The following is a 12,057-nucleotide window of genomic DNA, read 5'->3' as shown; positions in this document are numbered from 1 at the left end:
TGGGTTAGTGGGACTTATGCATGAGCAGAAGCTCGGGTAATGGGTTAACTTGATGGTGCGTGCAGGAAAGAATTGATTTCTTTCAAAAGATATTGTTGCCCTGCGTTTTGTTCTACATTACAAAATCTGTTTTATATGGTACTATTCTTGATTTTGTAAATGTTTTAAGCAATAAACGTATTATCGTTGATCTACATTTCGATAAGTTTCAATAATGTGACGGATTTTATCAATAACAGGATTTAGTGATTCTGGATCTGCATGTAAATCATATTCATTGATGTTCACTCTTACAACTGGACACGCATTGAATTCACTAATCCAATCTTCATATCGTTTGAATAATTTTTTCCAATATTCTGGATTTGTTTCAATTTCCATTTGTCGACCACGTTGTTTGATGCGATCAATCACTTCATCATAATCACATTCTAAATAGATAAGTACATCTGGTTTTGGGAAGTATGGTGTCATGACCATAGCATTAAATAGTTCGGAATATGTGTTGAAGTCTTCTGGACTCATTGTCCCTTGTTCTTCATGCATTTTAGCAAAAATATCAACATCTTCGTATATAGAGCGATCTTGGATAAAGCCGCCGCCATATTCAAACATACGTTTTTGTTCTTTGAAGCGCTCTGCTAAAAAATAAATTTGTAGATGAAAGCTCCAACGTTCAAAATCATGATAAAACTTATCTAGATAAGGGTTATGATCTACATTTTCAAACGATGTTTTAAAATTTAATCTTTGTGCCAATGCTTTCGTTAATGTTGATTTTCCAACGCCGACTGTACCAGCGATTGTTATCACAGCATCTTGAGGGATACCGTATTTATTCATTATCTTTTCCTCCAATCAATGGTTGCACTAAATCTAAAATATAATTATAATCATTTTCTTGCTTCATAAAATCTAAATCAGTCGTATCTATTCGAATGACACTTTCACCATCTGCTTTTAACGAACGATAATAGGCATTGTAATCACGTTTTAAATTAAGTAAGTAGTCGTCTTCAATCTGATGTTCGAAGCTACGATTACGTAACGCGATACGCTTTTTCAATATTTCTAAATCTGCATCTAGAAAGATAATCACATTTGGCATTTCTAAATCTTCAGTTAAAATATCATAAATTCTAGAGAATTTATTGAATTCAGAAGGTGTTAAAGTATTATTTGCAAATATTTTATTTTTATAAATATGGTAATCACTTACAATACCTGTAGAAATTGCTTCAAGATCTTGAAATTGTTTGTAACGATTACATAAAAAGAACATTTCAGTTTGAAAACTCCATTTGGAAATATCTTCATAAAAATCGGATAGAAAAGGATTTTCATTTACGATTTCTTTTTCTTCATAATAATTAAAAGTCTGGCTAAGTTTATGTGCTAATGAAGATTTACCGACGCCAATCGGCCCTTCAACAGCAATAAATTGTTTTTTCATGTTTTTACCGCTCCAATGTTAAAATAGACAATAAATATTGTACCATATGTGAGGTGATAGACACATGTATACTGACCAATTTTATATGAAAATTGCGCTAGAAGAAGCGCGGAAAGCTGGTGCTATTGGAGAAGTACCAATTGGAGCTATTGTCGTGAAAGATAATGAAGTTATTTCACGAGCGCACAATTTACGAGAATCCACTCAAGATCCTACTGCACATGCTGAACATATTGCGATTCAAAAAGCTGCAAAACAGCTTAATAGTTGGAGGTTAGCGTCCTGTAAACTTTATGTTACTTTGGAACCTTGTGTAATGTGTTCAGGTGCAATCGTCATGAGTCGTATTCCTGAAGTAATCTATGGTGCACAAGACTTAAAAGGTGGTTGTGCAGGTAGTTTGATGGATCTGTTGCAAGAATCGCGATTTAACCATCGGGCCAAAGTTACTACAGGTGTATTAGCAGAGGAATGTAGCCATTTATTGAAGACATTTTTTAAAGATATTAGACAAAAAAAGAAAATCATACGAACAGAGGATAATACAAATAGTGAAACATTTGGTAAAATATGAAATGTGTTACAAAATTATGGCAATTTGTAAATGAGTATTCAATCGGTGTTTTGAGATAAAGTAGAAACGAGGTAAATCAATGATAAATTTAATTGCAACAGATATGGATGGTACGTTATTGAACGCTGCACATGAAATATCAGAAGAAAATATCCAAGCTATCAAATATGCACAATCACAAGGCATAACTGTAGTCATTGCTACTGGTCGGGCATTTTATGAAGCAAATGCACCAATCAATCAAACAGACTTAAAAGTGCCATATATTTGTTTGAACGGTGCAGAAGTCAGAGATGAATCATTTAATATTATGAGCACTTCAAATTTAAATAGAGAACTCATAAATCGCATTACGGAAGAATTAAATAAAGAAAACATTTTCTATCAAGTGTATACCAACTTAGGCATCTATACTGAGAATCCATTACGAGACTTAGAGATTTATATTGATATTGCACAACGTGCTGGTCAAGAAGCAGATGTAGAAAAAATTAAAAGTGGCATTCAAAAACGTATAGATAACGGTACATTAAAAGTAGTTGAGAATTATGACAAAATTCAAGATACACCTGGTGAAATTGTGATGAAAATATTAGCTTTTGATAGTGATTTAGAAAAAATTGATCGAGTAAGTGAAACATTAGCAAAATCAGAAAGTTTGGCAATTTCTTCTTCATCACGCGGAAATATAGAAATTACGCATTCAGATGCACAAAAAGGTATTGCTTTAAACACGATTGCAGAGCGTCTAAATATTGATATGGAAAATGTTATGGCAATCGGTGATAATATGAATGATGTTTCAATGTTGGAACGCGTCGGTTATTCAGTTGCAATGGAGAATGCAGCTCCAGAAGTTAAAGCAATCGCAAAATATGAAACTGACTCTAATGAACAAAGTGGTGTTGGTAAAGCGATAATGAAACTACTTAGAGAAAATAACAAATCATAGCATGAGGTGAAAGGATAAATGAAAGGATTAATCATAATAGGGAGTGCTAAAATGGGCTCGCATACAAATGCTTTAGCTCATTATTTAAAAGGTCATTTTGAAGACCAATATTTTGAGGTTGAGATCTTTGATCTAGCGGAACACCCAATTCATCAACTGGATGTCTCTGGCGTTTCTTCACCAAGTGAAGTGTATAAAAATAATTTAACATTATTACAAACGAAAGCGCGAAATGCAGATTTCTTTATATTAGGAACACCAAACTACCATGGGTCATATTCTGGTATTTTAAAAAATGCATTGGATCATTTAACGATGGATGATTTTAAAATGAAACCAGTTGGATTAATCGGTAACAGTGGTGGAATTGTAAGCTCTGAACCATTGTCTCATTTACGTTTGATAGTACGTTCATTACTCGGAATCGCAGTACCAACGCAGATTGCGACGCATGATACAGACTATAATAAATTAGATGATGGTACGTATTACTTGGATAACGAGGAGTTTCAATTACGTTCAAGACTATTTGTGGAGCAAATTATTTCATTTGTGAAAAATAGTCCGTATGAACACTTGAAATAATGTGAAGTCATTTTTGAATAGGGTTACGATGCAAGTTGTATCTCACTATGTACATAATCTAAAGGGTTTTGGAGCGCATATGAAATCAAACATTACTTTGATTTCATATGCGCTCTTATGTTGCTGAGGTTTAATTAGGCAGTACTGTGAAGTATTGAATTAACTATTAAATGATACTGTTCAATCAGCTGTTTAATTTCTTCTAACTTGATATCATGCAAATAAATACATCTTTCATCAGATTGATCTCGAGATTTTTTTAAAAGGTTAAGTTCGATAAAATGGTTGATTTGTGAAGATACAGGTGAATTTTGGACTTGTAATAACTTTTTTAATTCAATGGCATTTATTTTATTCTTATTAAGATAGAGCAATTTATCCAAAATGATTACCTCAGAAATCGTAAGATTCAAATTTTGTTTCACTACTTTATTAATCAATCCTCTTTTTCTTCATAAATAATTGTATTCATATTGTCACCACACTTTTAATATTTTGCTTTTATGCGTTAAATTGAAATTGTTGATAGAAATAGAATTTTAAATGTTGAATTACTGACTAGTTTCTTATGGTATTTAAAATCAGAAGGTTGGCAACCAATAATATTATTGAACAGATAACAATATTCATTTTGACTACGAAAATCATAGCGTTGTTGAACAATGTTTAAATGATCACCATTAAGCAAATCACATATGGAAGCATGAATTTTAGATGACGTAATATATTGAGATAACTTACAGTTCATCAATGTTGAAAATTCTCTTGATAAAAAGCTATTATTTACAAAAAAATAATTAGCAATTTCTTTGCAGGTAATTTTAGTCGTTAAATGCGTATTAACATATTGTACGACATCTTTAATTAAAGATGTTTTATAACTGCATTGTAATTCAGAACTTTGAAAATTTTGATGCTCAGAATATTTTATACTTTTAATTAAATCTTTAATGGCATTGTTCGGATTGGTTATAGATTGATGTTGAATCGCATCAATTATATCTAATAATTTGAGGCGTATCTCTTTTTTTAACGATATATGTTTAAACGTGTTAAAATTTAGTTGCTGGAAGTATTGATAATAGTAAAAATTATTTAGTGAAAGACAGATTAAACTACCGTTAAAAGAGATTTGTTTAATGGATTCATAGTCGTGGATATGAAATATGTCACCTACTTTAAAATGATGGAAAGTAGTGTTTTTCAAAGCCACAAATTCTCCTTCTGTTACTAAAAAAATATGTAGAAAATGAGGTCTGCTTAATTGGCTTATAGAGCCATACTGCGCATGTTTTATTTTAAAAGTATCATCCATTTTATTGGTTTCACCACTTACATCAAAATAAAAATTAATTATAAACTACTACTGTAATTATTTTAATATGAAAATTGTATATAGAACATTAATAAAATTTAACAGTTAATATACATTATTTTATAATTAGTTGTAGATGGATATATTTAGTGGTGGTATTTTTAAATGAACCATTAAAATTTTACTATTACAAATTTAACTAATGAATTTGGAGAAAAATAACATTATTTAGTAAGGATGGAAAGTTTAATTGTTGAGAGAATGTTTTGAAATTAAAATAAAAATTGAATAAAAAATAATAGGCTACTAAACTTCTATATCATTTAGAAATTAAGTAGCCTATTTTTGATGATTTGCTGTGTTAATTTATAGTTATAATTACTATTTTCTATATTTTATTTTTGCAAAAGCGTCATGTTGGTGAATAGATTCTTCGTTTCTACACTCAATATCAAAGCCCTCAACCCAATCAAAATCGACTAAATCTGCTGCGATAAGGCGAATTAAATCTTCAACAAATCTCGGATTTTCATAAGCGCGTTCTGTGACACTTTTTTCATCTGGTCGTTTTAATATAGGGTAAAGTATAGAACTTGCGTTGGCTTCCATTGCATCTAAAATTTTTTCTTTGTAGTCATCTGTTAAAATAGTTTCGTTATTCAAAATTGCTTTAACGGTAATGATACCGCGTTGGTTATGCGCCGAGTACTCACTGATTTCTTTTGAACAAGGGCACAATGTTGTAACTGCAGCTTGTAGTGTAATTTCTTTTCTTGTAATATTTTCCTTGTTTATCGCCATACCGTATGTCACATCTGCATGGCCTACAGCTTTGATATTCGTGATTGGGCTGTAGCGATCAAAGAACCATTTAGCTGAAACATCAACGCCAGCAGCATTTTGTTCCATGCGTTCTTGTAAGCTACGCAAAAGACGATACAAAGAATCGAAATCTAATTCAATGCCGTTGTCATAGTGTTTTTCAACACTTTCTAGAATACGGCTCATATTTATACCTTTTTCATCTTGATTAAGGCTTGTTGAGAAACTGAAGTTTCCAGCTGTTTGAAAACGGTCAACTAATACAGGATATACAAGATTTTTAATACCTACTTCTTCAATTTCAAATAAGTAGTTTTTGTTCGTACTTTGCAAATCTTTCATTTCTTCTTTAACGGTTGGTTTTGTACCTTCGATTGGATCAACTGAACCAAAATGTTTCCATCGACCTTCTCGAGTTGATAAATCAAATTCTGTCATGATATTGCCTCCACTTAAGATTCAAAGTTATAAGTCCAATAAGGTTCAACTTCTAAAAAGCTTTGCGCTTCTCCAGAAACATCAGGTGTAGCAAGTTGTTTTAAGAATGGTCCTGTTTGAGATGCGTGTGCTTCAAATGCGCGAAGTTTTACCTCTTTATAATCACTGATCTCATTTAGAATGTCAGGTTCACCCAATTTTTCAGGCGCATCATTACTAAATGCAACAAGTTGTAGACGGGGTCTTTCTGATGGCTTCATGCGTCCCACAGTTCTCACGACTGCTTCTGCTGTAGCTTCATGGTCTGGGTGCACTGCAAATTGAGGGTAGAACGATATGATGACGGATGGATTTAATTCATCAATTAATGACTGTACCATCTCATCCATTTCGTCGTGAGGTTCAAATTCTACAGTTTTATCACGTAAGCCCATTTTGCGTAAATCAGTTATACCAATGGCAGCCATCGCAGCTTCTAATTCTTTTTCACGAATGTCAGGTAAAGATTCACGAGTGGCAAATGGTGGGTTACCTAAATTACGTCCCATTTGACCTAATGTTAAACAAGCGTATGTGACTGGTACACCATTATCTATATAACGTGCCAATGTCCCTGCAGATGAGAATGATTCATCATCTGGATGTGGAAAAATAACTAATACATGGCTTTCCTCTGTCATGATTCATCCTCCTTATGCTTTAAATGGTTGAGTGCTTATTTCTAAAGCAGCAGCTAGTTGACCTTCATAGTTAAAGCCAGCTAATAGAAATTCACCTTGCTCATTTATTTCGTAATGTGTTAAACCTTGAACGTAGACCCAACCGCCATCTTTTAGTTTTAAACCTACACGATATGGGTCTTTATTACCACCTTTAAGCTGTGCATGCTCAAAAGTGACTTGAATATTTCTTAAAAAAGTGCCCGCGTTAAATACACGTTGGTCAAAATGTGCAGCATATGCACCATTCGTCGTCTCTACATGTAAATACACGGGTTTATCTTCATATGAAGAAAGTAATGTTTGTACTTTTTCATCTATTATTGATTCCAAACTTTTTGCCTCCTTGATTCCAAACCCCTATATTTTTATGCAATAAATTGTACGATACAAGTGTTAATAAAAATAATCAGTCTAATCTTTAGTGTAAACTGACTTTGAAACATTTTCTACCTGAAAAATGAATTTCAACTTAGATTTATACATAAAATTTTGATTATCTATTTATTTTACTAAAAACAGCGATGAAAATGTATTAGTCTGCTCATTATACTTTTAGTCATTTTAAACAATCATTACAATTTATCAAATATCGATTTTCTGTAAAAACGATTAAAAGCACGTATAATAGAAGTGTATTCACATTTTGTTTATAGCTAATGACAAATTCAATATATTTGGGAGGGCAATAACATGAAAATCACAAATTTAGGGTCTAGTGCATATGCTTCATTTTATGTTGCATGTGAATTGTTTAAACAAATGAGTCAACAACCACATAGTAAATTAGGATTAGCTACAGGTGGGACAATGGTAGAAGTTTACGAATTTCTAGTTAGTTTACTGCAAAAGAATCAATTAGATGTATCTGGAATAGAAACATTTAATCTAGATGAATATGTTGGTTTATCTGCGACGCATGAACAAAGTTATCATCGTTATATGAATGATATTTTATTTAATCGTTATCCACATTTTACGAAATCTTTGATACACATTCCTGATGGAGCTGCAGAAAACTTAATGGAAGAAACGAAGCGATATGAAGATTTAATCAATCAAAAAGGACCAATGGATATACAAATATTAGGTATTGGTGAAAATGGTCATATCGGTTTTAATGAACCAGGGACTGATATGAATAGTACCACTCAAGTTGTGGATTTAACTGATAGTACAATCAATGCAAATAGTCGTTATTTTGATAATGAAAGTGAAGTACCTAAACAAGCTGTGTCCATGGGTTTAGCTTCAATTTTAAAAGCGAAAAGAATCATTTTGTTAGCATTTGGAGAGAAAAAAAGAGAAGCAATTGAACAATTAGCTAAGCATGAAGTCAATAAACAGGTTCCAGCTACGATTCTGCTTGCACATCCTGATGTTGAAATTTACGTTGATGACGCTGCAGCACCTCGCTTATAATCTCTCAGTTTAAATTATTACTTTAAGGGTAAAGCATTTATGCGTAAGTTTTTAAATAAAGTAAGTTAGGTCATGATTTCCATGCCTATCATTAAATCAAGAAGGGATGATCATTTTGGAATTACAACTAGCAATTGATTTATTAAATAAAGAGGAAGCGGCAGAACTTGCAAATAAAGTTAAAGATTATGTTGATATTGTAGAAATTGGTACACCTATTGTGATTAATGAAGGTTTACCGGCTGTTCAACATTTAGATAATAATATCGATGGTGTGAAAGTACTTGCAGATTTAAAAATTATGGATGCGGCAGATTATGAGGTAAGCCAAGCTGTTAAGTATGGTGCAGATGTAGTTACAATCCTAGGTGTTGCAGAAGATGCATCTATTAAAGCTGCGGTAGACGAAGCACATAAAAATAATAAAGAATTACTTGTAGATATGATTGCAGTACAAGATTTACAAAAACGTGCGAAAGAATTAGATGAATTAGGTGCAGATTATATCGCTGTGCATACTGGTTATGATTTACAAGCAGAAGGTGAATCACCATTAGAAAGCTTAAGACAAGTTAAATCCGTAATTAACAATTCTAAAGTTGCTGTAATTGGTGGTATTAAACCAGATACAATTAAAGAAGTGGTAGCTGAGGACCCAGATTTAGTTGTAGTTGGTGGCGGCATTGCTAACGCAGATGACCCAGTTGAAGCAGCAAAACAATGTAGAGATGCGATTGAAGGTAGATAAGATGAGTGAAATTACAAATTATCGTTTGATTTTAGATGAGTTAGATCATACGTTATCTCATGTTAGAGATAGTGAAACACAAGCTTTTTTATCGCAAGTGACTAAAGCAAAACATGTATTTGTAGCAGGTAAAGGACGTTCTGGATTTGTAGCAAATAGTTTTGCTATGCGTTTAAATCAACTTGGAAAATTTGCTTATGTTGTTGGAGAATCAACAACACCTTCAATTACTGAAAATGATTTATTTATTGTCATTTCAGGTTCAGGTTCAACGGAACACTTGAGATTATTAGTTGAAAAAGCAAAATCTGTTGATGCAGAAGTTGTGTTATTATCTACGAATCCAAATTCGGCAATTGGCGCATTGGCCAACACTGTTATAGAACTTCCTGCAGGTACAAAATATGATGCAGAAGGATCTGCACAACCCTTAGGTAGTTTGTTTGAACAAGCAGCGCAAGTCTTTTTAGATAGTTTAGTACTAGATTTAATGAACGAACTTAATGTCGATGAGGAAACGATGCAAAGTAATCATGCTAATTTAGAGTAGTATATTAGAATAAAACGTTTTTTCGTTGAGGATGTGAAAGTTAAATCTCATTCTCATAGAAAAAGAGCTAATTCCAAATGATTAGCTCTTTTTTTATGAGAAATTTTACAAATTAATTTTAATCGTACGCTTGTATGAATATTATTAATTTTTAGGATTGTGAATATTATTATAAATCAAATCACCAATATATTGAGAAACATGGCCATTTTCGATTGAACAAAATTTATTATGAAAACTGTTTATTTTATCGCTGTATTGTTGTGCATAATATGCAAAGTGATTTAAGCCTTCAATCACTTCATCAGTGTTTGTGAAAATAGGACCTGGTAATTCATGGAAATAATCAATATAAAATCCACGTAATTTTTCTTTGTATTTTTCTATATCATAAGCATAGAAAAATTGAGGGCGTTTCAAAACACCATAATCAAACATCACAGAAGAATAATCCGTGATTAAACTATCACTAATTAAGTAAAGTTCAGAAATATCACTATAATCGGAAACATCAACGATAAAGTCTTCATACCCGCTCAGATCAAGCTTACTTGCAATTAAATAGTGCATGCGTAATAAGATAATATATTGATCACTAATATTTGCGCGGAGTTTAGTTAAATCGAGTTGTAAAGTTTGTTGGTAATTACCAGCTTCATCGTATTCATCATCTCGCCATGTTGGTGCATATAAAACAACTTTTTTATCAATAGGTATATTTAAGTTTGCCTTAATTTCATTTATATATGATTGGTTTTGAGCATGATTGATTAAAATATCATTTCTAGGATAACCGATTTCTAAAATGTTTTCTCTTTGCATCCAAAACGCTGATTGAAAAATAGCGGTAGAATAGGCATTGGGCGATATTAAGTAATCCCAGCGACGAGTTGCGTTATAAAATGATTTTTTATAAGATGCAGTAGTTGTATTGGGCATCCGTACTACTTTCATATCATTTGCTAATTTTTTAAGTGGAGTACCATGCCAAGTTTGAATATATAGTTGATTGTCCTTTTTGTTGATGTGCACTGGTATCCTAGCGTTTGTAACCCAAACATGTGCTTTTCGATAAATGTCGAAATAAGATTTACTGTTTTTAGCAATTAAATTTAATTCTTGAGGGAAATTTGCTTTGTTTTGTGTGTCATAAATCCAATAATATTTGAGATTAGGGTATTTATGTTGCATGTATTCATAAATGTACTTTGGGCTATCGTTATAATTTTTCCCACTAAAAGATTCAAACACTATCGTTTCATTGTCTACATCTTTCTTTTTATTGAATAAAAGATATTTAGAAAGGTTTTTATTTGGTTTGTTTAGCAAGATATTTTTTAAATATCTTGTACGTAATCTCCACTTATTAAAAGAAAGTGCCAATCGATAATTTGTATGTTGTAATAATAATAATTCGACTTTAAATAGAAACTTGGTTTCGCGTTGTATAGCTGGCATTAGTAATGGAATTAATTTAGTTAATGACTTATGACCGATGCGATATTTCTTTTCAATATCAGGGTCACTGGGTTCAAACCAAAGTTTGATAGCTTTTAATATACTTTTAAGTACATATTGTTTTAATACTGGGTCTTCGATGCGAGCAAGTGCATCGTGAGATGCTTTAACAAAATCTTTAAATAAATATTCAAAAGATTGTTCACGTAGTTTATTTGTATTCAATGGATCATAAATTTCCCCACAAATATAGAAAGGGATTCCTTTAATATCAACGTAAGTTTTTGCATATTTCAGATAGTCGATGACAAACGACCAATCTGAATAAACATTCAAAGATTCATTAAACATTAGTTTTTGTTGAAGCACAATACGTGTATTAAAAATAATGTTAACAATAGCATATTGTGCTAAGATATTACTTTCATTTTCTCGTGTTTTTTTATAATTAACCTGCAAAGTATCGTCAGTATATGCAGTTGGTATGTTCAAAATAAAATCTGTAATAGGAGCAATAAGGGTATCACAGTTTTTTAAATATTTAAGATATATTTCAACTGTATAAGGTGCAAGAAAATCATCAGCATCAACAAATAAAAAATGAGTCGTTTTAACATGAGCAATGGCCTCATTTCTTGCATGACTATGGCCCTGATTTGTATTGAACTTAATGTACTTTACATTTATATTATCATTATCGATTTGCATAAATAATCGCTTTTCTGAAGTATCGGTAGAACCATCATTTACTAATATTAAGTTAAAATTTTTATCTGTTTGATTTAATAATGAAGCGATACATTGCTCAATGTGATCTTCATTATTAAAAAAAGGGACTATTATGGACAATGTATTGGTCATATTTAGGTAACACCTCTTGGACATAGTATTAGATATAAATACAGGAGTGAGTTAAGAAATCAAATAGAGATTACTTGATTTCAAATACTCACTCCTAACATTGATATTAATCATTGGATTTTTGACATCTTTTATATAATAAACAAATAGTAATACATAT

General features: G+C 31.7%; 14 protein-coding genes. 6 read left to right on the top strand and 8 right to left on the bottom strand.

What is annotated here, in order from left to right:
- Positions 1-180: 180 nt before the first annotated feature.
- Positions 181-843 (bottom strand): deoxynucleoside kinase, encoded by a 663-nt coding sequence (locus HMPREF2586_RS08090; RefSeq protein WP_070657540.1) that lies wholly within the window; start codon positions 841-843, stop codon positions 181-183.
- Positions 836-1,453: a deoxynucleoside kinase gene (locus tag HMPREF2586_RS08085; RefSeq protein ID WP_070657542.1), complete on the bottom strand. Its 618-nt coding sequence runs from the start codon at positions 1,451-1,453 to the stop codon at positions 836-838. The genes HMPREF2586_RS08090 and HMPREF2586_RS08085 overlap by 8 nt, the downstream gene beginning before the upstream one ends.
- Before the next feature lie 64 nt (positions 1,454-1,517).
- On the opposite strand from HMPREF2586_RS08085, the gene tadA reads away from it, so the two are divergent.
- From tadA to HMPREF2586_RS08070, 3 genes are all read left to right on the top strand, one after another.
- Positions 1,518-2,027, top strand: a complete 510-nt coding sequence (tadA, locus tag HMPREF2586_RS08080) for a tRNA adenosine(34) deaminase TadA (protein ID WP_046207251.1) — start codon at positions 1,518-1,520, stop codon at positions 2,025-2,027.
- A gap of 79 nt (positions 2,028-2,106) precedes the next feature.
- Positions 2,107-2,979 carry a Cof-type HAD-IIB family hydrolase gene (locus HMPREF2586_RS08075; protein ID WP_070657543.1) on the top strand — a complete coding sequence of 291 codons (873 nt, stop codon included), beginning with the start codon at positions 2,107-2,109 and terminating at the stop codon, positions 2,977-2,979.
- A gap of 18 nt (positions 2,980-2,997) precedes the next feature.
- The gene (locus HMPREF2586_RS08070; protein ID WP_070657545.1) at positions 2,998-3,564 is read left to right on the top strand and encodes an NADPH-dependent FMN reductase; all 567 of its coding nucleotides are present in this window, start codon (positions 2,998-3,000) and stop codon (positions 3,562-3,564) included.
- Positions 3,565-3,698: 134 nt separating this feature from the next.
- Here HMPREF2586_RS08070 and HMPREF2586_RS08065 read toward each other — a convergent pair whose 3' ends face one another.
- From HMPREF2586_RS08065 to HMPREF2586_RS08045, 5 genes are all read right to left on the bottom strand, one after another.
- On the bottom strand, positions 3,699-4,004 hold the full coding sequence (locus HMPREF2586_RS08065) for a transcriptional regulator, SarA/Rot family (RefSeq protein ID WP_256324355.1): 306 nt from the start codon (positions 4,002-4,004) through the stop codon (positions 3,699-3,701).
- A 68-nt stretch (positions 4,005-4,072) separates the two neighbouring features.
- Positions 4,073-4,879 carry a helix-turn-helix transcriptional regulator gene (locus HMPREF2586_RS08060; RefSeq protein WP_070039429.1) on the bottom strand — a complete coding sequence of 269 codons (807 nt, stop codon included), beginning with the start codon at positions 4,877-4,879 and terminating at the stop codon, positions 4,073-4,075.
- 381 nt (positions 4,880-5,260) lie between these two features.
- Positions 5,261-6,139, bottom strand: coding sequence for a GTP cyclohydrolase FolE2 (folE2, locus tag HMPREF2586_RS08055; RefSeq protein WP_070657549.1), 879 nt, complete (start codon positions 6,137-6,139; stop codon positions 5,261-5,263).
- A gap of 14 nt (positions 6,140-6,153) precedes the next feature.
- Positions 6,154-6,819 (bottom strand): bacillithiol biosynthesis deacetylase BshB2, encoded by a 666-nt coding sequence (gene bshB2, locus HMPREF2586_RS08050; RefSeq protein WP_019468220.1) that lies wholly within the window; start codon positions 6,817-6,819, stop codon positions 6,154-6,156.
- Between the two features lie 12 nt (positions 6,820-6,831).
- Positions 6,832-7,191, bottom strand: coding sequence for a YojF family protein (locus HMPREF2586_RS08045; RefSeq protein WP_040029939.1), 360 nt, complete (start codon positions 7,189-7,191; stop codon positions 6,832-6,834).
- Positions 7,192-7,551: 360 nt separating this feature from the next.
- Here HMPREF2586_RS08045 and HMPREF2586_RS08040 point away from each other — a divergent pair, with 360 nt between their 5' ends.
- From HMPREF2586_RS08040 to hxlB, 3 genes are all read left to right on the top strand, one after another.
- A complete protein-coding gene (locus tag HMPREF2586_RS08040; RefSeq protein ID WP_046207259.1) occupies positions 7,552-8,280 on the top strand; it encodes a glucosamine-6-phosphate deaminase in 729 nt (242 codons plus the stop codon).
- A 115-nt stretch (positions 8,281-8,395) separates the two neighbouring features.
- A complete protein-coding gene (hxlA, locus tag HMPREF2586_RS08035; RefSeq protein WP_070039425.1) occupies positions 8,396-9,028 on the top strand; it encodes a 3-hexulose-6-phosphate synthase in 633 nt (210 codons plus the stop codon).
- Between the two features lies 1 nt (position 9,029).
- On the top strand, positions 9,030-9,578 hold the full coding sequence (gene hxlB / locus HMPREF2586_RS08030) for a 6-phospho-3-hexuloisomerase (protein WP_046207261.1): 549 nt from the start codon (positions 9,030-9,032) through the stop codon (positions 9,576-9,578).
- A 144-nt stretch (positions 9,579-9,722) separates the two neighbouring features.
- Here the strand turns inward: hxlB and HMPREF2586_RS12645 are convergent, their stop codons facing one another.
- Positions 9,723-11,897 carry a bifunctional glycosyltransferase/CDP-glycerol:glycerophosphate glycerophosphotransferase gene (locus HMPREF2586_RS12645; protein ID WP_075100187.1) on the bottom strand — a complete coding sequence of 725 codons (2,175 nt, stop codon included), beginning with the start codon at positions 11,895-11,897 and terminating at the stop codon, positions 9,723-9,725.
- Positions 11,898-12,057: the final 160 nt, after the last annotated feature.

Origin of the sequence: Staphylococcus sp. HMSC034G07, from assembly GCF_001835975.1 — a bacterium.
Classification (GTDB): Bacteria; Bacillota; Bacilli; order Staphylococcales; family Staphylococcaceae; genus Staphylococcus; species Staphylococcus ureilyticus.
Note: the sequence above shows the minus strand (reverse complement) of the source record. Positions and strands in the feature narration are given on the sequence as shown.

What these genes read in the sequence shown, in the direction of transcription:
- HMPREF2586_RS08085 (WP_070657542.1), bottom strand. Translation starts at nt 1,453, where the DNA reads ATGAAAAAACAATTTATTGCTGTTGAAGGGCCGATTGGCGTCGGTAAA.
- HMPREF2586_RS08075 (WP_070657543.1), top strand. Translation starts at nt 2,107, where the DNA reads ATGATAAATTTAATTGCAACAGATATGGATGGTACGTTATTGAACGCT.
- bshB2 (WP_019468220.1), bottom strand. Translation starts at nt 6,819, where the DNA reads ATGACAGAGGAAAGCCATGTATTAGTTATTTTTCCACATCCAGATGAT.
- tadA (WP_046207251.1), top strand. Translation starts at nt 1,518, where the DNA reads ATGTATACTGACCAATTTTATATGAAAATTGCGCTAGAAGAAGCGCGG.
- HMPREF2586_RS08060 (WP_070039429.1), bottom strand. Translation starts at nt 4,879, where the DNA reads ATGGATGATACTTTTAAAATAAAACATGCGCAGTATGGCTCTATAAGC.
- hxlB (WP_046207261.1), top strand. Translation starts at nt 9,030, where the DNA reads ATGAGTGAAATTACAAATTATCGTTTGATTTTAGATGAGTTAGATCAT.
- HMPREF2586_RS12645 (WP_075100187.1), bottom strand. Translation starts at nt 11,897, where the DNA reads ATGACCAATACATTGTCCATAATAGTCCCTTTTTTTAATAATGAAGAT.
- folE2 (WP_070657549.1), bottom strand. Translation starts at nt 6,139, where the DNA reads ATGACAGAATTTGATTTATCAACTCGAGAAGGTCGATGGAAACATTTT.
- HMPREF2586_RS08040 (WP_046207259.1), top strand. Translation starts at nt 7,552, where the DNA reads ATGAAAATCACAAATTTAGGGTCTAGTGCATATGCTTCATTTTATGTT.
- HMPREF2586_RS08070 (WP_070657545.1), top strand. Translation starts at nt 2,998, where the DNA reads ATGAAAGGATTAATCATAATAGGGAGTGCTAAAATGGGCTCGCATACA.
- HMPREF2586_RS08090 (WP_070657540.1), bottom strand. Translation starts at nt 843, where the DNA reads ATGAATAAATACGGTATCCCTCAAGATGCTGTGATAACAATCGCTGGT.